Source organism: Rivularia sp. UHCC 0363 (assembly GCF_034931125.1).
Lineage (GTDB): Bacteria > Cyanobacteriota > Cyanobacteriia > Cyanobacteriales > Nostocaceae > Rivularia.
On sequence record NZ_JAYGHM010000001.1, the window covers coordinates 241770 to 264256 of the forward strand.

A 22487-nucleotide genomic window follows, 5' to 3' on the forward strand; every position below is an offset into this window, starting at 1 on the left:
TGCCAAAAATTTAATCCACTAGCTTTTAGATTAGAATGTTTTGAGTTTAATCGGGGTATTTATTAAGAAGTATGTAGAAATCACATAATTAATGTATTTATTTTGGTGGGGGAAAATTCTTGGTTTTGGGCAAGCTTACCTTTATGCGATCGCCATTCACCCACAGAATCACTGACACCCGCTTATGAGTGCGGCTATACATACGAAGCCCGCCTGCACGGACTAAAAATCTGAGTTTTTCTAGCCCACGCAGGTGGGCTTTGCAATTGTAGCCCCACCCTTCGAGGGTGAGGGCGATTTAGTTGAAAAACACGTCCTAATTTCCCACAGCTTCCAATCGAATCAACTGCCCATTATCCTCATCTGTAATCACGTATAATTTGCCATCAGGAGCCACCTTAACATCACGCACGCGCTGACCGATTTCGATGGATTTTTCGCTAACAACATTACCTTTTTCATTTAAATCAATATGACGCACATCTTGGGAAACCAACCCCCCCGCAAATAAATCACCCTTATAAAATGCCAGTCCTGAAGGTGCGATCGATGGTGTCCAAACGAGCTTGGGGTCTACCATTCCAGGACGAGAGCGTTCTTGAGAAATTTCTCCTCCACTATATTCGCGGCTGTAAGTAACAACGGGCCAGCCATAATTTTTACCTGCTTCTTCTAGGTTGACTTCATCGCCACCCTTTGAACCGTGTTCGGTTGACCAAACTCTTTTATTCTCAGCATCAAAAGTTAATCCTTGTATATTACGATGCCCGTAACTCCAAACGGCTGGATTTGCATTTGCAGTTGATACGAAGGGATTATCTTTTGGTATGGAACCATCATCATTGAGTCGGACAATTTTACCTAGTTGACTGTCAAGCTTTTGAGCCTGTTGACGAGGCAATTCGCCATTAATTTTAAGTGGTGGATTTCCACCATCACCGATCGCCAGCAACATTGTATTATCGGGTAGCCAAACAATGCGCGAGCCAAAATGCTGTCCACCGGGTTTGGTTGGCGATACTTCAAAGATTACTTGTACATCCTGTAATGCTTTACCATCAAATTTGGCTCTTGCGATTCGGGTACGGTTCGCTTCTTCTGTACCGTGGGAATAAGTTAAATAAACCAAGCGATTTTGGGCAAATTTGGGATGAAGCGAAACCTCCATCAAGCCACCTTGACTAACTGCGAATACTTCCGGAACTCCGGTTATGGGTGTTGGATCGAGTACACCATTGCGGACAATTCGCAATCTACCGGGACGCTCGGTAATTAACATTGTCCCATCCGGGAGCCATGCCATACTCCACGGATTTTCTAAACCTTCTACTACTTTTGTTTTCTTAAAATTATTAGCTTTAGGAACATCACCCGAAGGTGGGATTCCATAGTTTGACTCCGAACCTATTGCTGATGAACTATTTAGGGGGTTTTGTGCTGAGGAACATCCAGCAACGATAAAGGCGATCGCCGCACCAGATAAAAGTCGCTTTGATAAATATGACATTTTTAGGTCAAAGGTTAAAGGTTGAAATTAATGTTTTCATTTTGACGCTTAAAGATGACAGGGGAATGTCAAAAGTTTATTTACTCATAATGTTATAATTCTTCTTGTAAAGGCTTCCTGCTGGTCTTCGCATTTTTTTTCATCCATTTGCTAGCATTTAAAAGTATTACTCCCTTTCTTCTTCGGGTAGTTTGGTAATTGCACTCAACTCAGAAGCCGCAATATTAACTTTAAAAAATCTTCCCGATTTACCAGAAAATAAAATTTATCGCTTGTGGGTCTTTTCCAAACATACTAGCAATAATATTTTTTCATACTCCTACACTCTTCTTTATCGAGTAATAAGCCAACGCTGTTTTTATTGATCGGATAAAGCACAATCCCGTTTTTTATTAACTTTACTACAAAGTGAACTACCTACATTCGTCGGAGTACCGACTGAAAGTAGGCTTCTGGTGCATTCTTAATACTTCCAGAACTTCCTTCGAGGTACTATTAGTAGTAGAGTCACCTACTACTGGATTCCCTTTACGGCGTTTTATCGTGGGGAACAGTCCCAGCCCCACGCGCTTTACGTTGATAGACGCATTGATATCGCGGTCAACCCAAAGCGACTCTTTTTCGTCCCAATACTCGCGGATATCGCAATCAGTGAAGATGAAATCATCGCGATACGCGAGCAATTGAGACGTATATGCAGGTCTTACTGCTATTATCCTAGTCCCAGCTTTTCCAGCTATGTATTCTAGGATTGTGAAGAATTGCCCAAAAGCTGCATCGCACCAAGACTTGTTTAATCCAGACTTAGCCGATTGACCATTTGGCAAATATTCGCCGTCTTCATCAATTTTGACTTTATTCCGTTTAGATAAAGCTTTTAAGTTTAAATCCTCGTGAACAATCACCTTTTTACCAATACGCACCAACGCATGAGCAGTCTTAAATGCGTGGTCTTTTCTAGTCCTGGCAATGCGTTGATGTTCGCGTCCTTCACGTTTTGCTAACTTACGTCGCTGCTTGCCACCTTTCTTTTTTGAAGACTTGCGGTTTGAGATTTTAGCTAGACGTTTTTGAGACTTTCTAAAAGATTTTATTGATGGCAGCTTGCTATTTTCTGAAGTTGCTAGATAATCGTTTTCATGTAATACCGCATCCAGTCCAAGGGTATTATCCCAAGTGGGAACTACATTTTCAGGTGTAAAAGTCGGTACATTCGGATCTTCCAGACAAATAGCAATGTACCAGCCATCAGCCTTGTTGGTTAGTAACGCATTTTTCAATACAAAACCATCAGGTAGCGGACGATGCAAGCGTACTTTCAACCAACCTTTTAACTTTGAAAAAGACAAGAACAGCCAGTCTTTCTGTCGGCGCTTAATAGTAATAGCCTGCCCCTCAATCTTTAGAGTGCGGTAACGTGCAGCGTTTTTAAAGCGAGGCTTACCACTACGACGGACATTACTGTCACCTGCAAGAAAACGAGTAAAGGCTAGGTCTACACGCTTTGATACATCTTGTAAAGTCTGAGATGGAACGCCAGTAAAGTCTAACAACTCGCCAGAATAGCCAACTTTTATTAAGTCTTGCTTGATAACAGGAAGTTGCTTTTTCTGAGAATAAAAGTTGGGGTTGTCTCGCAACTTTGGCACTGAACAGTTTAATGGACAGGAGTTGATATTAATACGGTTATGCTGATACCAATCAAACCTATCTCCTAGCTGCTTGTTATACCAATAACGACAAATCCTTAGCCAGCTATTTAGTTGTAGTTTTTGATTGGTGCAAGGAATATTTTACGGATTCGTAGTACAACTGCAAAAATTTGGTATTGCAGGAGCCTTATTTTTAGTCGGTAAAACATTAGATTGGTCGGGATTAATTCCCACAGTTGCAACTCAAGCACCACCCATACAACCAGATTCCGCATTGTGGGCAATTCGGTTGATAATTGGTCCTCTACCAACTTTAATTTTAATTATTGGTTTAGTTATAGCTTATTTCTATCCAATTACTCGCTCTAAGCATGAGGAAATTGTTTTGAAACTAAAAGAAAGAAGGGAATAGGGGATTGGGAATTGGGCATTTAAAATAGTATTGTAATATTGTAGGGTGCGTTACAAACTTTATTTTAACTGACTTATTGCACCATTCTTAACAAGCTCCCAAACCCATCTTAAAATCAATTTCAAGGCTGACGTACAAAGTACATTATAAGCGTAATAAAAGCTTTTATAGTCTGATTTATCAGACTTTGGTTATAAGCCTGGGAATTTATTCCAAGGCGGTTATCGCAACTGGTGCAAGATGTAAGTTAAAACGCACTATTCTCAAAATATTGTTGCATTATTCTATATATTTAATAATTGATAATTGGTTAAAAGATGTCTTACTTGTTCTCACCAATGAACGAAAAAAACGCAAAAATAATTTTAAGATGGCGTTATATTAAGGAATTAGACTTTTACAATCCTAATCTTTCTGAAATTGAGGAAACAGTACAAGAGTTTTTAAATCCTGAAAACGCTTATTACAGTATTTTAAACAATCATAATGAACTCGTGGCTTATTGTTGCTTCGGTGCGGATGCGCGAGTCAAAGGTGGTAATTACGATGTTGAAGCACTAGATATTGGATTTGGAATGCATCCTAATTTGAGCAGACGAGGAATTACTTTTCGGATAATTAATGCTGTATTTAATTTCGCTCAAAACCATTTTTCAACTAATTTATTTCGCGTTACAGTTGTTGAGTTTAATCAGCAAGCATTAAGAATATGTCAAAAAGCTGGATTTTGGGAAGTTCAAAAATTTCAACGGGAACAAGATGATATATATTTCCTGGTGTTGATGTTAAAAATATAAAAAATCATATGTAGTGTTCGCATCTTGCTCCCACTACATCAAACGATTAACAGATTCATTCTTATTAAGTAAATATTTTATTTTTTATCAGTATTTACAACTTTATAGTCAGTCAATTTAAAAAGTGTAGCTGCCCAACGTTCGTTAGGGTAACTTTCTTTAACTTCCCCACTAAAACGAATCTTCAATCCATCTTGTTTAAATTTGTTAGGGAAATTACAAGGCGCGAATCTACCGTTACCATCTTCAGTAACAATTATGTAAAGTGTCTCATTAAGACGCTTAATTGTACCGACTTTATTTTTTACTGTTTCAACAGTTTTTCTATTATCAAAAGCGCATTTAGAAGTATTTTCTTGCTTCTTACCAATTAATCCTAATTCTCTTAACTGTTTCTGAGTTTCTTGATTCCAAGGACGTACCGAACCAAAAGCACCATCATAGACCGCATTCCAAGGTTGAGTTCCTTGATTCTCTGCAAAAAATATAAAATTACCACCCGGTTTCTGAATAAAATTATCGCAGGAAGTCTGATTAAATCCTTTGAGAGTTACCATTTCCGGACCGCTACTTTTTAAATATCGCTTAACTTTAATTGTCAGCGTGTCTCCTTTAATTTGTTTCACAATTCCTTGAAATACAATCGGAGTTCTATTTACTCTTTGAGCAATTGTTGCGGCTTCACTTCCTGGTGCTGGTTTACAAGCATAAGCTGGCTGCACGGGAGATAAAGTTAATAAGAAAGAAATTGGTAGACCAAATCCGATAATTCCTAATAGGTAGCGAGAAACAGATTTTAATTTCAACATAAATTATAAATTAGTCGATTTAATGTATAAAAATACAAATTGAGAGATAGTTTAGTAATTAAGTAAGACCTGATAAATTTAACTGAAGTTCCTACCGTCAAACTATTTCACAATCATAATATTATATCTTTAGATAGATGCGAAAAAGAAGACTAAGTTAATCAATTGCACTTCAAGTTTGATTTATAATTACCTACTAATGCAAAAGTATCCAAGTCAACATTTCCCAAAGACCTGCAAAACGTGATAGGAAACATTGATATACTATTTCACCAAATTCTCGATACAAATCGAAATAGATGAAGACGTAGCACTGCTACGTCTCTACACTAAATAAAAAACAAATTTAATCCACAATCCAAAATCTAAAATCCCATGTCTGACATTCAACAGATAAGCAACGCTGTAGCCAACCTTTACAATACTTATCCCTTTCCCCCAGAACCCTTGCTCGACGAACCACCACCAGGTTACAACTGGCGCTGGAATTGGTTAGCTGCTTACAATTTTTGTACGGGACAAAAACCACAAAAACAAGATATTCGCATTCTTGATGCTGGTTGTGGTACGGGTGTAGGAACCGAATATTTAGTCCATCTCAACCCCCAAGCGACCGTAGTTGGAATTGATTTAAGCGAAGGAGCGCTGAATGTTGCCAAAGAACGCTGTCAACGCTCTGGTGCTAATCGTGTTGAATTCCATAATCTGAGCTTATTTGATGTAGACGAACTATCCGGCGAATTTGATTTAATTAACTGCGTCGGCGTTTTACATCATACACCAGAACCGATTAGGGGTATTCAAGCTTTAGCGAAAAAATTAGCCTCCGGTGGCTTGATGCACATTTTTGTATATGCTGAATTGGGACGCTGGGAAATCAGCTTAATGCAAAAGGCGATCGCACTTCTCCAAGGTGACAAACGCGGCGATTATCGCGATGGTGTTAGTGTTGGTAGAAAGCTTTTTGACTCTTTACCAGAACATAACCGTATAGTCAAGCGAGAAAAAGAGCGTTGGGCTTTAGAAAATCAGCGCGATGAAAATTTTGCCGATATGTACGTCCATCCTCAAGAAATTGATTACAACATTGAAACTTTGTTTGAATTGATTGATGCTTCCGGTTTGGATTTTGTTGGTTTCTCGAATCCCGGTTACTGGAATTTAGCAAGACTTTTAGCGAAAGCCCCAGAACTAATCGAACGAGCCGAAAATTTGGGAGAACGGGAGCTTTATCGATTAATAGAATTATTAGACCCAGATGTCAGCCATTACGAATTCTTCCTGAGTCGTCCACCATTAAACAAAGCTGATTGGTCAGATGAGCGTCAGCTTCTGGGAGCAACTCCAGAGCTAAATCCCTGTATAGATGGATTTCCAGCATCAACTATATTTAACTACGACTACCAACTAATTAGACTCTCAGAAAGTGAGATTGAGTTTATGAAAGCTTGTGACGGAAGCTTAACAGTGGGAGAAATCTTGCATAACGTCCAATTAGACCTAGAAAAAATCAAAGAGCTTCAGAAACAGCAACTAATAATGCTTAGTTAGGAGTTAGGAGTGCGAGCGTCTCGCTCGCTATCAATCTTCCCATGCCCAATTCCCATACCCAATGCCCATACCCAATTCCCAATTCCCAATTCCCAATTCCCAATGCCCATACCCAATTCCCAATTCCCAATGCCCATACCCAATTCCCAATTCCCAATTCCCAATTCCTAATTACCAATTCCTAATTACCAATTCCTAATTCCCAATTCCTAATTCCCAATTCCCAATGCCCAATTACCAATTCCCAACTGTTAGCCGATAACAGTTCAACCTTTACTAAATGCTAATATCGCTGATGACAACCCCGTAAAGTCAGGGGTAAAATCCTGGATAAGAGTTTTTCTGCCGCTATCTTCTTCTCTCCAAGGTCGAATATAGATAGCCTTTGAGAAACACATCTATCTATGTTTGTCATCCGTAATTTAGTACGGTTTAAGTAGCAAATTTACTGCGTAAATGTTGTTTATGTTTGTAAATGTGTCGAAAAATTAAGGTAGCAGTTTAGTTGAATGATGCTATTCCGGTAACAAGAAGTTAATTGTTTTTTTCTAAAGTAATGTTACCCAACCATGATATGATTCAACTGACTGGATTTGCAGTCAACATCAAACTTCTGTACTGGTTTCAAGTCCCGTGAGCTTGTCAGATAAAACGATTGAATCCGCGCCTTCGACAATAGAAAATTCTCAACCTGGTTTTGAGGACACACCAGGAAATCCCATGCAGGATTTCTACAATCTCTATCAGGAGTTGTTAGTTATAACTCTTGCTTTGACGGGAATTGTTTTTGTGTCCGTCTGGATATTTTATTCCTTAAACATTGCTTTAAATTATTTAATTGGAGGATGTGCTGGTTTAGTTTATCTCAGAATGTTGGCGAAAGATGTTGAAGGCTTAGGTAGAGAAAAGCAACAGCTGAGTAAGACTCGGTTGGCTTTAATAGTGCTGTTGATTTTGCTAGCAGGAAAGTGGAATCAATTGCAAATCTTGCCTATATTTTTGGGCTTTTTAACCTATAAAGCAACGCTGATAATTTACGTAATTCGCGTGGCATTCAATCCTGACTAGCATGAAACTGGGTAACTTAAAAAGCGATCTCTCCAGTTAATATGGTCGAAACGTATGTAATGGTCAAGTAAATGGTAGATTTTCTGAACGCTTTTAATTTTGTAACTCTTGCAGAATTGGAAGTAGGAAAACATCTGTATTGGCAAATTGGTAACTTAAAATTACACGGACAGGTTTTTCTTACTTCCTGGTTCGTAATTGCCTTGTTGGTGATAGTTTCCATCTTAGCAAGCAGTAATATTAAGCGGATTCCGAGCGGTATACAGAACTTGATGGAGTATGCCCTCGAATTCATTCGGGATTTGGCTAAAAACCAGATTGGCGAGAAAGAATATCGCCCTTGGGTGCCATTCGTAGGCACTTTGTTTTTGTTCATTTTTGTGTCAAATTGGTCTGGGGCACTTATTCCTTTCAAGTTAATAGAGTTACCTGAAGGTGAGTTAACTGCTCCTACTAGTGACATCAACACAACTATTGCTTTAGCATTGTTGACATCATTAGCGTATTTTTACGCTGGGTTCAGCAAGAAGGGTTTAGGGTATTTTGGCAACTACGTCCAGCCGGTTTCGTTTATGTTGCCTTTCAAGATAATTGAAGACTTCACAAAGCCTCTTTCCCTGAGCTTCCGTTTGTTTGGTAATATTTTGGCTGATGAACTGGTAGTGGGAGTATTAGTCTTACTGGTACCTTTATTTGTGCCACTACCTGTAATGGCTTTGGGTTTATTTACCAGTGCTATTCAGGCATTAATTTTTGCCACCTTGGCGGCTGCTTACATCGGTGAAGCATTAGAAGACCACCACGGTGGCGAAGAACATGGGGGACATTAAACCTCATCAGATCGGTTAGTTTTTAGTAGTTAATAGTCAGTTGTTTGAATGATTCACAACTAGCTTTTTAACAAACTTATAACTAACAAATTTCAAATTGAAAACCAATTCTATTTAAGTAAACCAAGGAAAATTATCATGGACCCATTAGTTTCTGCTGCTTCCGTATTAGCTGCTGCTCTAGCTGTTGGTTTAGCTGCGATCGGACCTGGAATCGGTCAAGGTAACGCTGCTGGACAAGCTGTAGAAGGTATTGCTCGTCAGCCAGAAGCAGAAGGTAAAATTCGCGGTACCTTGCTGTTGAGCTTGGCATTCATGGAAGCGCTAACCATCTATGGTTTAGTTGTATCCTTGGTGCTATTGTTTGCTAACCCCTTCGCATAGTTTAAGTACTGAGTACTGAAAAGAGTTGTAGAGACGTAGCAATGCTACGTCTGTACAGTTAAAGGTTAGGAGTAGTAATTCGTAACTCACAACTCATAGCTAAAATATTTTTTCAGACTCAGAACTAATAATAATTGGAGCAAGCAATATGATTCACTGGACGACTTTATTAGCTGTAGAAAAAGTTGCCAAAGAAGGTGGTCTTTTTGATATAGACGCAACTCTACCTTTGATGGCAATTCAGTTTCTACTTTTAGCTTTAATTCTGAACGCGATTTTTTATAAGCCGTTAGGCAAAGCAATTGATGAGCGGAACGACTATATCCGTAATAATCAATTGGAAGCAAAAGAACGTCTGACAAAAGCAGAAAAGTTAGCTTCTCAGTACGAAGAAGAATTAGCAGGTGCAAGAAGACAAGCACAAAAAGTGATTGCTGACGCTCAAAAGGAAGCAGAGAAAACAGCTTCTGAAAAAGTAGCAGCAGCCCAAAAAGAAGCGCAAGGACAAAGAGAAGAAGCGGCTCAAGAAATTGAACAGCAAAAACAACAAGCTTTTGCTTCTTTAGAGAAAGAAGTCGATGGTCTCTCTCGCCAAATATTAGAGAAGCTTTTAGGAGCGGATTTAGCAGCACAACGCTAACAAACTGTAACTGGATATCGGAGAAAGTTTGTAAATTTGTCTTGCTATAAGAAAGGTGATTGCTACTTTGTAATTCGTAATTGTTAACCCATATGCAAGTAAAGGGTCAGTTCAATTTTGGATTACCCTGGGGGAAGATGCTTCCGCGTCAATGAATTTTGGATTGTTTTTCCTTGAAAGAAGTAGAAGCAATTTTAGATTATACCCGATGCCTTGCTTAAAATAAAAATTGATTAATTACGAATTATAAAAACTTGTAAGTTACCGCTAATTATTTGGTTATTGAGATTACATTTATAGATGCTTGAATGATAAGGCATTGTATTTTTTTCAGCTGAAGGCAGCGCAATAGTGGATGAAATAAAATGGGGACTTTTTCAATATTAGTGGCAGAAGCCAGCGCCGTCGGAAGTGAGTTAATCGAAGAAGCAGGTCATGAAGGTTTTGGTTTTAATACCAATATCTTTGATACCAATTTGATTAACTTAGCGATTATTATTGTAGTGTTATTCGTTTTCGGACGGAAAGTTCTAGGTAGTACTCTCAAAGAACGCCGCGAAAAGATTGAAGCTGCGATCAAAAACGCTGAAAAACGCACCCAAGATGCAGCGAGCGCTTTAGCAGATCAACAGCAAAAGTTGGCTCAAGCTCAAGCCGAAGCCGAAAGAATTAAAAAAGCAGCACAAGAGAATGCTGTTAAAGCCAAAGAAGCGATACTCGCACAGGCAGCAGTTGATGTAGAAAGAATGAAGCAAACAGCAGCAGCAGACTTAAATACAGAAAGAGATAAAGCCATTAACCAACTGCGACAGCGCGTAGTCGCTCAGGCTTTAGAAAAAGTAGAGTCGCAGCTCCGTGGTGGAATTGCCGACGATGCTCAGCATACATTAGTTGACCGCAGTATCGCGCAACTGGGGAGTTAACCATGAATAATATCGCAAACGCTGAAATATCCCGTCCTTACGCTGAGGCACTGATGTCTCTAGCACAGTCAAACAACGTTGCAGATAAGTTTGACTCTGATGTACGTTCTTTATTGAACTTACTAAAAGAAAGCGAAGCTTTGCGAAACTTTTTTGCAAATCCGTTTATCGCTGCCGAAGATAAAAAGGGTGTTATTCGCAAGATACTTAGCGACGACACCAACTCAATGTTCCGTAACTTTTTGATGCTGTTAGTAGATAGACGGCGAATAATATTACTGGAGGACATAGCCCAGGAATATTTAACCCAGTTGCGAGAATTCAACCAAATAGTATTAGCGGAAGTGATTTCTGCCGTTCCCCTCACCGACGAACAAAAGCAGACAATCAAGGAAAAAGTCAAATCAATTGAACCAAATGCTCGCGAAGTCGAGTTAGATTCTAAGATTGATAGCGACATTATTGGTGGCGTAATTATTAAAGTTGGTTCTCAGGTAATTGACTCTAGTTTACGGGGTCAGTTACGCCGCTTAACTTTAAACTTGAATAAGGGCTAAATAAAATTAGGAGTTAAGAGTGAGGAGTGAGGAATTGAATTAATTAGAAGTAAAAAAATAACTCATAACTCATAACTCATAACTCATAACTCATCACCTCTTTTCCTATCGTAAGAAAGAAGATAAAAAAATGGCAATTAGCATTAGACCGGACGAAATTAGTAACATTATCCAACAGCAAATCGAGCAATACGACCAGCAGGTCAAAGTGCAGAATGTTGGTACCGTGTTGTCAGTAGGTGATGGTATTGCTCGTATCTATGGCTTGGAAAAAGCTATGGCTGGCGAGTTGTTGGAATTTGAAGATGGTACTGCTGGTGTTGCTCTTAACTTAGAAGAAGACAACGTTGGTGCAGTATTGATGGGTGACGGTCGCCAAATTCAAGAAGGTAGTACCGTTACAGCTACTGGTAAAATTGCTCAGATACCCGTCGGCGATGCTATGATCGGTCGGGTTATTGACGCTTTGGGTCAACCAATCGATGGTAAAGGTGAAATCAAGACTTCAGAATATCGCTTGATTGAATCGATGGCTCCCGGTATCATCTCTCGTCGTTCCGTACACGAACCGATGCAAACCGGAATCACCGCGATCGACGCAATGATTCCTGTAGGACGCGGACAGCGGGAATTGATTATTGGTGACAGACAAACTGGTAAAACTGCGATCGCGATCGACACGATTATTAACCAGAAATCAGAAGACGTAATTTGCGTTTATGTTGCGATCGGTCAAAAAGCTTCTACCGTTGCCAACGTAATCCAAACTCTGCAAGATACAGGTGCGATGGATTACACTATCGTAGTTGCTGCAAACGCTTCCGACCCCGCACCACTCCAGTGGTTGGCTCCTTATGCTGGTGCTGCGATCGCTGAGTACTTTATGTATAAGGGTAAAGCTACCTTAATTATTTACGACGATTTGACCAAGCAAGCCCAAGCTTACCGTCAAATGTCCTTATTGCTACGCCGTCCACCCGGTCGCGAAGCATATCCTGGAGATGTATTTTATCTCCACTCCCGCTTATTGGAACGTGCTGCTAAACTCAGCGACGACCTTGGTGGGGGTAGCATGACCGCATTACCAATCATTGAAACCCAAGCTGGTGACGTATCGGCTTACATTCCTACTAACGTAATTTCGATTACCGACGGTCAGATATTCTTATCTTCCGACTTATTCAACTCTGGTATCCGTCCGGCAATTAACCCAGGTATTTCAGTATCCCGTGTGGGTTCTGCCGCTCAAACCAAGGCAATGAAAAAAGTTGCCGGTAAGTTGAAGTTAGAATTAGCACAATTTGACGAATTACAAGCATTCTCACAGTTTGCATCCGACTTAGATAAAGCTACCCAAGACCAATTGGCGCAGGGTGTACGCTTGCGGGAACTGTTGAAGCAGCCACAAAATCAGCCACGTTCCGTATACGAGCAAGTTGCAATTTTGTATGCGGGTATTAACGGATATTTAAGCGATATTCCGGTTAATAAAATTACAGATTTTGTAGACGGATTCCAGGATTACTTGAAGAATAATAAGACCGAATTCAAGCAAGGAGTTCAAGAAAAGAAAGCGCTTGGTGAAGCCGAAGAGAAAGCGCTTAAAGAAGGAATTATCGAATACAAAAAGACCTTCATGGCAACAGTTTAAAATAGTTAGGAGTTAAGAGTGAGGAGTTAAGAGTTAAAGAATGAAGAGTTAACAGTAAGGAATAAATAGTAGAAATAAAAAATTTACTTCTGACTAATAATTCCGGTGGTACCAACTTCTAACTTATAACTTATGACTTACAACTCATAACTCCTAACTCCTAACTCCTAACTTTTTAAAAATTATGGCTAATCTAAAATCAATACGCGATCGCATTAGTTCAGTTAAAAATACCAAGAAAATTACAGAAGCCATGCGGCTGGTAGCAGCAGCAAGAGTACGTCGCGCTCAGGAACAGGTAACTTCTACCCGTCCATTTGCCGATCGCTTGGCACAGGTATTATTTGGTTTGCAAAGCCGTCTTACCTTTGAAGATGTAGACTTACCGCTGATGAAAAAGCGCGAAGTCAAATCAGTCGGGTTATTAGTAATTTCTGGCGATCGCGGTTTGTGCGGTGGTTACAACACCAACGTCATTAAACGTGCCGAGAATCGCGCTAAGGAACTAAAGTCTGAAGGCTTAGATTACAAATTTGTTCTGGTAGGACGTAAATCTAGCCAGTATTTTCAACGTCGCGACCAACCCATTGAAAATTCATATATCGGCTTAGAACAAATTCCGACCGCAGCAGAAGCTTCTAATATCGCCGATGGATTGCTTTCTTTGTTTTTATCGGAAGGTGTAGACAGAATCGAATTGGTTTACACCAAATTTGTCTCCTTAATTAGTTCTCGTCCTGTAGTCCAAACCCTGCTTCCCCTAGACCCTAAAGGTTTAGCAGCAGATGACGAATTCTTCCGTTTAACAAGCCGTGGTGGTGAGTTTGAAGTAGAGAGAGAGAAGATTAATACCGAAATGCGAGCTTTCCCTCGCGACATGATTTTTGAACAAGATCCAGTACAAATTCTGGATTCTTTACTACCACTGTATTTAAGCAACCAACTTTTACGAGCATTGCAAGAATCTGCGGCAAGCGAATTAGCAGCACGGATGACAGCAATGAGTAGCGCTAGCGACAACGCAGCCGACCTGATTAAAACACTGTCATTGTCTTACAACAAAGCCCGACAAGCTGCTATTACCCAGGAAATTTTAGAAGTTGTGGGTGGCGCTCAAGCGTTGAGTAATTAAAACTTGGAATATTGAAAATCCGGAAATAGGTGAACTGCCCACATCAAATCATATATGGTGTGGGTTTCTGATATGTGGTTAAGGCGATCGCAACTTGCTTCGTGTTAGTATAGGTGGCTAAGCTGTCGCGCATTTAATTTGTATTTTTCTAGCGAGCAAGATGCATGTCCTTACGGACAAGCTGCGCTACCGCACTACAAGACTTTCATAAAATTTAAATATACAAATTAAAAGGTTTTTAGCTTATGTATTGCAACAGGGTATCTTTGGAAACTAAAACCCTTGGATTAATTAAAGCATCTACAGGAAGCAGGTGAATAGTTATGAATAAAATAGCTCACGAAACTAATAGCGATTCGATAGAACAAGCATTTGTATTGTGGTTTAATCAAGTCGGTATTGATGACATTCATATAGTCGGTGGGAAAAATGCTTCTTTGGGAGAAATGATTGGACAGTTGACTTCTAAAGGTGTTAACGTTCCCAATGGTTTTGCGACCACTGCTTATGCTTATCGCTATTTTATTGAGTCAGCCTGGTTAGAACAAAAGCTGCGGAAGCTATTTGCTGATTTAGATGTAGATAATTTACAAAATTTACGCAGTCGGGGAAAAAAAGCGCGGAAATTGTTGTTACATACTCCATTTCCTGATGAATTGAACAGCGCGATCGCAACAGCATATTTAAAATTATGCGAGCAGTATAACGCTGATACAGATGTTGCTGTGCGCTCTAGTGCGACTGCTGAGGATTTACCTGATGCTAGTTTTGCCGGACAGCAAGAAACTTATCTCAATGTCACTACAGTTGAAGAGGTTTTAGGGGCTACTCATCGCTGTTTCGCTTCGTTATTTACAGATAGAGCTATTTCTTATCGACATACTAAAGGTTTTGACCATTTTGAAGTTGCGCTTGCGGTGGGAGTGCAAAAAATGGTGCGTTCAGATTTAGCGACTTCGGGTGTGATGTTTTCTATTGAAACTGAAAGCGGTTTTAAAGATGCAGCTTTGATTACAGCAGCCTATGGTTTAGGGGAAAACGTAGTTCAAGGAGCCGTAAATCCCGATGAGTATCATGTTTTTAAACCAACATTGATGGCAGGATTTCGCCCAATTATTGATAAAAGATTGGGTAGTAAAGAACTCAAAATGATTTACGATGACGGCTCAAAAAATGTTAAAAATGTGCCGGTGTCTTCCACTGAAAGAGATAATTTTGCTTTAAACGACGCAGATATTTTGCAGTTAGCGCGTTGGGCTTGTGTAATAGAAGAGCATTATACTCGACGCAGCGGTAGATATACTCCGATGGATATCGAATGGGCTAAAGATGGGATTACCAACGAATTATTTATAGTCCAAGCGCGTCCAGAAACGGTACAGTCGCAGAAAGTAGGTAATGTTCTGCGGAGCTATAAGTTTGTCGAGACAAGGGGAGGACACTTCCGTGCGGGGGTTCCCCCCGTTGAGGAAAGTGTCCGTAGACAAGGGGATAATTCCTCTCCCCATCTCCCCCTCCCCCCATCCCCCACTCCTCTTACTACCGGACGTGCTGTCGGTGAAGCAATCAGCCAGGGAAAAGCGCGAGTAATTGTGGATGTGCATCACATGGAGCAGTTCCAAGCTGGGGAAGTACTGGTAACAGATAGAACCGACCCCGATTGGGAACCGATTATGAAAAAGGCCAGTGCGATCGTCACGAATTCGGGGGGTAGAACTTGTCACAGCGCGATAATTGCGCGAGAGTTGGGTTTACCTGCGATTGTGGGATGCGATAATGCTACAGAGGTTTTGAAAACTTCCCAAGAGGTAACGGTTTCTTGTGCGGAAGGAGAAGAGGGTAAAGTTTATCAAGGATTATTGCCTTTTGAAGTGGAAGAGGTACATTTAGAAGATTTACCCCGTACACGCACCCAAATTTTAATGAATGTGGGAAATCCTCAAGAAGCATTTCGTTTATCGACAATTCCTAATGATGGTGTTGGGTTAGCACGGACTGAATTTATTATTGCTAATCAAATTCAAATTCATCCAATGGCTTTGGTTTATTTTGATAAGTTGGAAGATGCGTTTGTCAAAGAAAAAATATCTAAAATAACCGCATTATATGAATATAAACCAGCTTTTTTTGTCGATAAATTAGCTCAAGGTATTGCCAGAATTACAGCAGCATTTTATCCGAAGCCGGTAATAGTAAGAATGTCGGATTTTAAAAGTAATGAATATGCGAATTTGTTAGGGGGAAGACAATTTGAACCCAAGGAAGAAAATCCGATGTTGGGTTGGCGGGGTGCGTCGCGTTATTATGACGAGCGTTATCGCGAAGGTTTTGCATTGGAGTGTCAAGCTATGCTGCGGGTACGGGAAGAAATGGGTTTAACTAATTTGATTCCTATGATTCCTTTTTGTCGGACTCCGAATGAAGGACGTTTGGTAATAGAAGAAATGGCAAAAAATGGCTTGCAGCAGGGTGTTAATGGTTTACAGGTTTACGTAATGTGCGAGTTACCAAATAACGTCATCATGGCTGAGGAATTTGCGGAAATTTTCGATGGTTTTTCTATTGGTTCCAACGATTTAACTCAGTTAACTTTGGGTATAGATCGAGATTCGTCATTAATAGCCCATTTATTTGATGAACGTAGCGAAGGTGTGAAAAGAATGGTGAAATTAGCTATTCAAGCTGTGAAAAAGCACAATCGTAAAATTGGTATTTGCGGACAAGCACCAAGCGATTATCCAGAATTTGCGCGATTTTTGGTTGAGCAAGGAATCGATTCGATTAGTTTGAATCCCGATTCGGTGTTGAAAACGATGTTAGAAATTGCCAAAGTTGAGAAGAGTTTGTAATTAGATTGTAGGTTGGGTTAGACACGAAAACCAATTTTGATTGTAATAAGAAGTTCCATTTATCGTGTCGTAACCCAACATTACTCTTTCTACTTACTATAGGACTGATACTTTTAACCGGGACATCTCAAACATTCAAGACATCTAGTACAACATTATCGCCATCGATAAAGGTGGTATCCCACATTGCCTTGAGGAAAATCCCCACGGCTCCATTGAAATCTCTGTCGATTTCATACCCACACTTAGGACATTTAAAATGCTTAGAACCTCCAAGCTTTTTATGAATATGTCCGCATTTTAACTGGTTCCCAGGCTGAGCCTGGGAACCGATGACAGTCGGCTCTGCCGACCGTCAAAAGCCAACACAAAAACTGTATGAACGCAAGATTATGAAGTTGGCTGGCATCTGAAAGCTTCTTCGGGTAAAGGCTATGCTACAGAAGCAGCAAGGGAAATAATTAATTACGGCTTTAATGTTTTGCAGTTAAGTGGGTATGCAAAATTATTTGTGTCATTGCGAACGTTCATCGTTAGCGTTCACGAAGTGCGGCTCAGCGTGTCCGAAGGACATAGATGTTCCCGAAGGGTAGTGAAGCAATCCCAAACCCCTGCGATTGCTACCCTTCCCTACGGGACACCTTGCGGTGAACGGGAAAGCTTTCAGCTAACGTTTCGCTTCGCTGCACTCGCAATGACAATGCACAATTTATTTTGCGTGAGTACTTACCAGTAATTTATGCAGTGGTGAAACCGGAAAATCAGGCTTCAGTTAAAGTCACTCAGCGACTAGGGATGAAAGCTTCAGGAATTACAAATCGGTATTACGATAGTGTGAATCTTTTGTTATTCAAATTAGATTCGCAAGAAAATAAATCCAAAATGCGCTTCAATAATGTAGGGACGTAACTGCACGTCCCGATATCATATTTTGTTCCCGCTAGACTAATTCACTGATGACTCAAAAACAATCTTTTTCTTGGTTTAAGATTGGCATGATAGCCGTGTTTCTGCTGTCACTTGCCTTGAGATTTTGGGGCTTGGGACGATTTAACACTTTAGTGTTTGATGAGGTTTACTACGCGAAATTTGCTCAGAACTATTTGACTCAAACCCCATTTTTTGACGGTCATCCACCATTAGGAAAATATATCATTGCTATTGGAATGTGGCTGAGTTCCTATTTTCCTTTTGGGCAAGATACGGTAAACATTTTAACAGGTGTAGCACGTCCTGCTTGGAGTTATCGGTGGATAAATGCGCTGTTTGGTAGTTTTATTCCTTTAATTATCGCTGGAATTGCCTATCAATTAAGTTATCGTCGTAGTTTTGCTTTTTTGGCTGGTTTATTTGCAGCTTGTGACGGGATATTTTTAGTTGAGTCTCGTTATGCTTTAATTAATCAATATATAGTTATTTTTGGATTGTTAGGACAATGGTTGTTATTAATTGGTTTAGCGCATAGTAAAAAACAACGTCAGCTTTATTTAATACTTTCTGGGATTAGTTTTGGTGCTGCGATCGCAACAAAGTGGAATGGTTTATTCTTTTTAATCGGCATATATTTAAACTGGATGTTTGCTTGGCTGAAGCAACGTTTTACAGCGACGGATACAGTAATTAGTAGAGTAAATATTGGAGATAATAGTTTATCTTATCTTTCTACAGATAAATTAAGACATACCGCTACATTAGCTATACCCCAGAAAAATACAGTCAAATCTTTATTATTACCTCTGCAAAAAATCGGTCAACTGAAAATTTTTACCGTTGCATTCTATTTAGGAATCATCCCGCTGGTCACATACAGCTTAATTTGGATACCCCATCTTCTACAAAACCCCAAATACGGATTAATAGAAGTCCACAGACAAATTTTAGCTTTTCACGCTCGTCTTGGTGGTAATACCAGTAGTGTCCATCCTTACTGTGCAGCTTGGTATAAATGGCCATTATTAACTCGACCAATTGCTTATTTTTATCAAAGAGCATTGAATGTAAACGAACCCGTACCAATTGCGGGACCACCTTTACCTGCAAATACTGGTAAGGTAATATATGATGTTCATGCGCTGGGCAATCCATTCTTGTGGTGGTTTAGTTTCGCGGCGATCGTATTATTAATAGTTACCGTTTTAATTAGTAAAATAGTAATTCCTTCGATTCGACAAAAGCAGTTATCTATTAATCCATCATTTTCTATTGATACTGGAATTGCTTTATATTTAATTTTAAATTATGCAGCAAATTTACTACCTTGGGTAAAAGTAAATCGTTGCGTTTTTATCTACCATTATATGACTGCTGTAGTTTTCGCATTTCTGGCTTTAGCTTGGCTGATAGATAAATGCTTGCATAGTTATCATATCGAACTCCGTGTTTTTGGACTTACGGTTATTTTTCTGATTGTGATTGCTTTCGTTTTTTGGATGCCGATATATTTGGGTTTACCTCTTTCTGTTGATGGTTATAAGTTGCGGATGTGGTTTGGTTCGTGGATTTGAGCAATTATCAATTATCAAATGCTGTTGATTTCGATAATTGCTGGATAATTTCTATCTTTAGGAAGCACCAGCTTGACGCAGTAACTGCTGTACTGACCAATCTGCTAACATCATCACTGTATTACCTTCGTTGTCTTGCAAGTTGACATCCGCACCCGCTTCGATTAATGCTTTTACCGAATCAGCGTTATTACAAGCTACAATCATTGCCGTTTCACCGTTATCATTGCGTGCATTCACATCGGCTCCCCGGTTAACCAGCAACTTAATTACTTCAGCCCGATTAGAAGCAAAAAAGCTGCTAGCAATGCACATCAAAGCAGTTGTACCTTCTTCAAACTCTTCCTCGCTACCAAGATTTGGATCGGCTCCTGCATCCAGCAATGCTTCCATGACGCTTTTGTGACCGTACATTGCGGCTAACATCAGCGCACTTTTACCGCATTCGGTAATTGCATTTGCGTCTGCACCTGCTGCAAGTAATTGCTCAACTTTAGCTAACTTACAGTACATCGCAGCATCACCGAGTTTTTCTGTATCATCCTTGTTATCGTCATCTTCCTCAGCATCATCCGACATCATCTGAGTCATACCAAGCGAAGCAAGTCCACTGGTAAATTGCACTAAGCCATGTCCGAAATTAGATTCCTGTCTGATTGAGTATTCATCTACCATTTGTGCGATCGCCAATAAATCATCAAACATCGCTTGCGCTTCACCACAACGTTGTTCAAAATCTTTGACATAAGCTAGATGTTGTGATATTAGATCTGCAACATTCAAACCTGGTAAAGAAACGCGAAATAAGCCCTGCTCTTCATAAGCATTTTGGATAACTTTTACTGTAGTGGTTGTTAAATAGCTATTATCGGCAAATCTACAAACGCAATCGATTCCCTGTAAGCCAGATTCTTGCGACATCACAGAAATAGCGATACGTCGATCTGGACTGACATATGCATAAATTTCGATTTGGGGAAATTGCGAGCAAGTGAGTTTTCCTAGATAGACCATACCTTGATTCGCAAGCAGTTGTCCGACTTCTTGAATGCTCGAATGCACTTCTGGCAAGCTTTCATAGTCTGTACCGAAGTAATTTCCAGTTTGACCGCTATAGAGCAAAGGAATCGTTTGGTCTGTACTCATGGGATTTTAAAATACAAAAATAAATATTTTCTTAGAATATCTATAAATTTACAATCTTGCTCGTTCCATTTTGAAATTCAGTTACAAAACTGCGAAATACAGGTCTTATCTAATGAATAAATTGAATAAATATAGGACTCCTATTTGATTTTTGAACAAATAATTTAGCTCTAAGCCTGCTATATAAAGCTTTTATTCTAAGTATACTTAGCAAGATTCAAGTAGGATTCCTATAGTTATCAAATAACCTTAAACCGAAATCAAATGAACGAACAACCGAAAAATAGCAATCTTAAACAAAACCCCTGTCATATCTGTGGTTCGCAAGAGTTTATCTGGGGACGTAGCGTGAGTAATGAGTATGACTGGCTATATTTTCGTGCAGAGGGAGGTATGTGGGGAGATGGTGAAAAACTTCGCGCTCGTAAATGCAGCAAGTGTAAGAACGTGCAGTTTTTTGCAGATGTGGAATATTAAATCTTTACCACTTTTCATCGGTTAAACCGTCCGCAATCACTACATCCCAAGCAGAATCAACTTCATTCGATGCTTGTCTGTATGCTTCTTTAATCTCCCGGTTTCGTAATAATTCCAATGCTTCTTTAGGACTTAGCAAAAAGGCATATTCTGCTCGTAGGGTGCTGTGACACTATGTTTGATTATTAACGTAATAATAAGGTTTTAGTGTCACGCACCAACCGGGGTTTTGTGACAATTGCGGCCATTCCTGTTCATCGATGGCAAGATATTTAGACCCAGAAAAGATTCACGTTTCTTATATTATTGTGGACGGTGTAATTGGTTCGGAACGTACTCGTAAAATGATGTCGGGAAAGTCGGAAAATTATTTTATAAAGTCCGATGATATTGCACAATCGGTATTCTTTTTGACTCAACAACCGGATTCGGCTTGGACGTTTGAATTGGATTTACGACCTTTTGGGGAAAAGTGGTAGGTTAGGAGTTAGGAGTTAATTTTTATTGTTACCTCTTACTTACTTTTAAGTAACTACTTTACTTTGGTAAACAATTTTATTAAAGTCATTCAGTGTAAACGCTTGTCTAACAATAATAAAAAATACTGATGTCTAAAATTGCGATTGTTTATTTCTCTGGGATGGGACATACCCATTTGATGGCTGAAGCTGTTGCTGCTGGTGCCAAGAAGGTAACATCTACAGTGGATTTATTACGTATCACTGGTGAGCAAATTACCGATGGTCGTTGGAAAGACGATGCAATGATCGAAAATCTCAATCAAGCTGATGCTATTGTGTTTGGTTCACCTACCTATATGGGTGGTGTTGCAGGACAGTTTAAATGTTTTATTGATGGTGCGGGGGTTTGGTTTGAGCAGAAGTGGAAAGATAAAATTGCGGGGGGTTTCACTCATTCAAGTTCCCCTAGCGGTGATAAGCAGGGAACTTTGCTTTATTTAGCAACTCACGCAGCACAGCAAAGTATGATTTGGGTAAATGTTGGCGATTTACCAAGTAGTTATCAGGGTAAAGATGATGGTGTTAACCGCTTGGGTGGATTTATGGGAGTAATGGGACAATCTGCACTCGATATGAGCGGTAAACCAGCAGAAATTGAAAGTGGCGATCGCCTCACCGCACAAAGGTATGGTGAAAGGATTGCTCTAGCTGCTCAAAGATGGCAAAAATAAACTCTTAATGCAGTAAGCATAGCTATACCGCATTGACGAAATTATAGAAATTACACTGTTTGATTACTTTCCAACCAGTTAATTAACTCTTGGATAGTTGTAAAATCTAACAAAGTTTCACCAAGAGCTTCTAACTCTCTAGCGAAAGAGTTTGAATTTCTTCATTAACCTCTTGTGGCAATTCTCCAACCCGTCTTTTTAGTAGTTTTAGAACGAGGGTTTGCTCACCTTCTTGTCTTCCTTCTTCTTTCCCCCGCTCGTAACCAATGCGCTCGCCCGTTGTAATGTAGCTCATAGTACGCTCCTGTTCAAACTCCTTAAACTCTTCCCAAAATTCTGCTTCCAAGGCTTGTGGTAAAATCATAACCCAATCGATAAATCGATACAGGTTACATACCTCAACCTA

General features: G+C 39.8%; 23 protein-coding genes and 3 pseudogenes. 18 read left to right on the top strand and 8 right to left on the bottom strand.

All coding sequences use genetic code 11. The features are described 5' to 3' along the window. Nucleotides 1-316 precede the first annotated feature (316 nt). The gene (locus tag VB797_RS01010) at nucleotides 317-1507 is read right to left on the bottom strand and encodes a PQQ-dependent sugar dehydrogenase (protein WP_323235751.1); all 1191 of its coding nucleotides are present in this window, start codon (nucleotides 1505-1507) and stop codon (nucleotides 317-319) included. A 413-nt stretch (nucleotides 1508-1920) separates the two neighbouring features. Beyond that, nucleotides 1921-3297 carry a transposase gene (locus VB797_RS01015; RefSeq protein WP_323235804.1) on the bottom strand — a complete coding sequence of 459 codons (1377 nt, stop codon included), beginning with the start codon at nucleotides 3295-3297 and terminating at the stop codon, nucleotides 1921-1923. Between VB797_RS01015 and VB797_RS01020 the strand changes: the two genes are divergently transcribed. Then, nucleotides 3287-3571 (top strand): MFS transporter, encoded by a 285-nt coding sequence (locus VB797_RS01020; protein WP_416350824.1) that lies wholly within the window; start codon nucleotides 3287-3289, stop codon nucleotides 3569-3571. The two genes, VB797_RS01015 and VB797_RS01020, sit on opposite strands and share 11 nt — an antisense overlap. 338 nt (nucleotides 3572-3909) lie before the next feature. Next, nucleotides 3910-4368: a GNAT family N-acetyltransferase gene (locus VB797_RS01025; protein ID WP_323235753.1), complete on the top strand. Its 459-nt coding sequence runs from the start codon at nucleotides 3910-3912 to the stop codon at nucleotides 4366-4368. A 77-nt stretch (nucleotides 4369-4445) separates the two neighbouring features. Here the strand turns inward: VB797_RS01025 and VB797_RS01030 are convergent, their stop codons facing one another. Further along, on the bottom strand, nucleotides 4446-5177 hold the full coding sequence (locus VB797_RS01030) for a hypothetical protein (protein ID WP_323235754.1): 732 nt from the start codon (nucleotides 5175-5177) through the stop codon (nucleotides 4446-4448). A gap of 375 nt (nucleotides 5178-5552) precedes the next feature. On the opposite strand from VB797_RS01030, the pseudogene VB797_RS34910 reads away from it, so the two are divergent. Both VB797_RS34910 and VB797_RS34915 read left to right on the top strand, forming a co-directional pair. Next, nucleotides 5553-6065 (top strand): annotated as a pseudogene (locus VB797_RS34910) (class I SAM-dependent methyltransferase); the annotation flags it as partial. Between the two features lie 25 nt (nucleotides 6066-6090). After that, on the top strand, nucleotides 6091-6171 hold the full coding sequence (locus VB797_RS34915; RefSeq protein ID WP_416350825.1) for a hypothetical protein: 81 nt from the start codon (nucleotides 6091-6093) through the stop codon (nucleotides 6169-6171). 553 nt (nucleotides 6172-6724) lie between these two features. Here the strand turns inward: VB797_RS34915 and VB797_RS01040 are convergent. Then, nucleotides 6725-6865: a hypothetical protein gene (locus tag VB797_RS01040; RefSeq protein WP_323235757.1), complete on the bottom strand. Its 141-nt coding sequence runs from the start codon at nucleotides 6863-6865 to the stop codon at nucleotides 6725-6727. A 496-nt stretch (nucleotides 6866-7361) separates the two neighbouring features. Here VB797_RS01040 and VB797_RS01045 point away from each other — a divergent pair, with 496 nt between their 5' ends. The 9 genes from VB797_RS01045 to ppsA all read left to right on the top strand — a co-directional run bounded on the left by VB797_RS01045 (nucleotide 7362) and on the right by ppsA (nucleotide 16762). Then, a complete protein-coding gene (locus tag VB797_RS01045; protein WP_323235758.1) occupies nucleotides 7362-7796 on the top strand; it encodes an ATP synthase subunit I in 435 nt (144 codons plus the stop codon). Between the two features lie 71 nt (nucleotides 7797-7867). After that, nucleotides 7868-8626 (top strand): F0F1 ATP synthase subunit A, encoded by a 759-nt coding sequence (atpB, locus tag VB797_RS01050; protein ID WP_323235759.1) that lies wholly within the window; start codon nucleotides 7868-7870, stop codon nucleotides 8624-8626. Nucleotides 8627-8764: 138 nt separating this feature from the next. Continuing rightward, a complete protein-coding gene (atpE, locus tag VB797_RS01055; RefSeq protein WP_323235760.1) occupies nucleotides 8765-9010 on the top strand; it encodes an ATP synthase F0 subunit C in 246 nt (81 codons plus the stop codon). Between the two features lie 148 nt (nucleotides 9011-9158). After that, on the top strand, nucleotides 9159-9650 hold the full coding sequence (locus VB797_RS01060; RefSeq protein WP_323235761.1) for a F0F1 ATP synthase subunit B': 492 nt from the start codon (nucleotides 9159-9161) through the stop codon (nucleotides 9648-9650). Nucleotides 9651-10015: 365 nt separating this feature from the next. Beyond that, on the top strand, nucleotides 10016-10573 hold the full coding sequence (locus tag VB797_RS01065; RefSeq protein WP_323235763.1) for a F0F1 ATP synthase subunit B: 558 nt from the start codon (nucleotides 10016-10018) through the stop codon (nucleotides 10571-10573). Nucleotides 10574-10575: 2 nt separating this feature from the next. Beyond that, a complete protein-coding gene (atpH, locus tag VB797_RS01070; RefSeq protein WP_323235765.1) occupies nucleotides 10576-11130 on the top strand; it encodes an ATP synthase F1 subunit delta in 555 nt (184 codons plus the stop codon). A 130-nt stretch (nucleotides 11131-11260) separates the two neighbouring features. After that, the gene (atpA, locus tag VB797_RS01075; RefSeq protein ID WP_323235767.1) at nucleotides 11261-12781 is read left to right on the top strand and encodes a F0F1 ATP synthase subunit alpha; all 1521 of its coding nucleotides are present in this window, start codon (nucleotides 11261-11263) and stop codon (nucleotides 12779-12781) included. A 184-nt stretch (nucleotides 12782-12965) separates the two neighbouring features. Next, nucleotides 12966-13913, top strand: coding sequence for a F0F1 ATP synthase subunit gamma (locus tag VB797_RS01080; protein ID WP_323235768.1), 948 nt, complete (start codon nucleotides 12966-12968; stop codon nucleotides 13911-13913). 323 nt (nucleotides 13914-14236) lie between these two features. After that, entirely contained in the window at nucleotides 14237-16762 is a 2526-nt protein-coding gene (gene ppsA / locus VB797_RS01085) for a phosphoenolpyruvate synthase (RefSeq protein ID WP_323235769.1), read from the top strand. Between the two features lie 127 nt (nucleotides 16763-16889). Here the strand turns inward: ppsA and VB797_RS01090 are convergent, their stop codons facing one another. After that, on the bottom strand, nucleotides 16890-17096 hold the full coding sequence (locus tag VB797_RS01090) for a zinc ribbon domain-containing protein (RefSeq protein WP_323235805.1): 207 nt from the start codon (nucleotides 17094-17096) through the stop codon (nucleotides 16890-16892). 69 nt (nucleotides 17097-17165) lie between these two features. Here VB797_RS01090 and VB797_RS01095 point away from each other — a divergent pair. After that, a pseudogene (locus tag VB797_RS01095) lies at nucleotides 17166-17498 on the top strand (GNAT family N-acetyltransferase); the annotation flags it as partial. Nucleotides 17499-17718: 220 nt separating this feature from the next. After that, the gene (locus VB797_RS01100; RefSeq protein ID WP_323235770.1) at nucleotides 17719-19266 is read left to right on the top strand and encodes a dolichyl-phosphate-mannose--protein mannosyltransferase; all 1548 of its coding nucleotides are present in this window, start codon (nucleotides 17719-17721) and stop codon (nucleotides 19264-19266) included. A 57-nt stretch (nucleotides 19267-19323) separates the two neighbouring features. Here VB797_RS01100 and VB797_RS01105 read toward each other — a convergent pair whose 3' ends face one another. Further along, nucleotides 19324-20412: an ankyrin repeat domain-containing protein gene (locus VB797_RS01105; RefSeq protein ID WP_323235771.1), complete on the bottom strand. Its 1089-nt coding sequence runs from the start codon at nucleotides 20410-20412 to the stop codon at nucleotides 19324-19326. Between the two features lie 264 nt (nucleotides 20413-20676). Here VB797_RS01105 and VB797_RS01110 point away from each other — a divergent pair, with 264 nt between their 5' ends. After that, complete coding sequence (locus VB797_RS01110; RefSeq protein ID WP_323235772.1) at nucleotides 20677-20889, top strand: hypothetical protein; 213 nt, start codon at nucleotides 20677-20679, stop codon at nucleotides 20887-20889. A gap of 4 nt (nucleotides 20890-20893) precedes the next feature. Here VB797_RS01110 and VB797_RS01115 read toward each other — a convergent pair whose 3' ends face one another. Beyond that, the gene (locus VB797_RS01115; protein ID WP_323235773.1) at nucleotides 20894-21028 is read right to left on the bottom strand and encodes a hypothetical protein; all 135 of its coding nucleotides are present in this window, start codon (nucleotides 21026-21028) and stop codon (nucleotides 20894-20896) included. A 121-nt stretch (nucleotides 21029-21149) separates the two neighbouring features. On the opposite strand from VB797_RS01115, the gene VB797_RS01120 reads away from it, so the two are divergent. Then, nucleotides 21150-21368: a hypothetical protein gene (locus tag VB797_RS01120; protein ID WP_323235774.1), complete on the top strand. Its 219-nt coding sequence runs from the start codon at nucleotides 21150-21152 to the stop codon at nucleotides 21366-21368. A 128-nt stretch (nucleotides 21369-21496) separates the two neighbouring features. Beyond that, entirely contained in the window at nucleotides 21497-22081 is a 585-nt protein-coding gene (locus tag VB797_RS01125; RefSeq protein ID WP_323235775.1) for a flavodoxin family protein, read from the top strand. Nucleotides 22082-22131: 50 nt separating this feature from the next. Here VB797_RS01125 and VB797_RS01130 read toward each other — a convergent pair. Further along, nucleotides 22132-22481 (bottom strand): annotated as a pseudogene (locus VB797_RS01130) (DUF4351 domain-containing protein); the annotation flags it as partial. Nucleotides 22482-22487 lie beyond the last annotated feature (6 nt).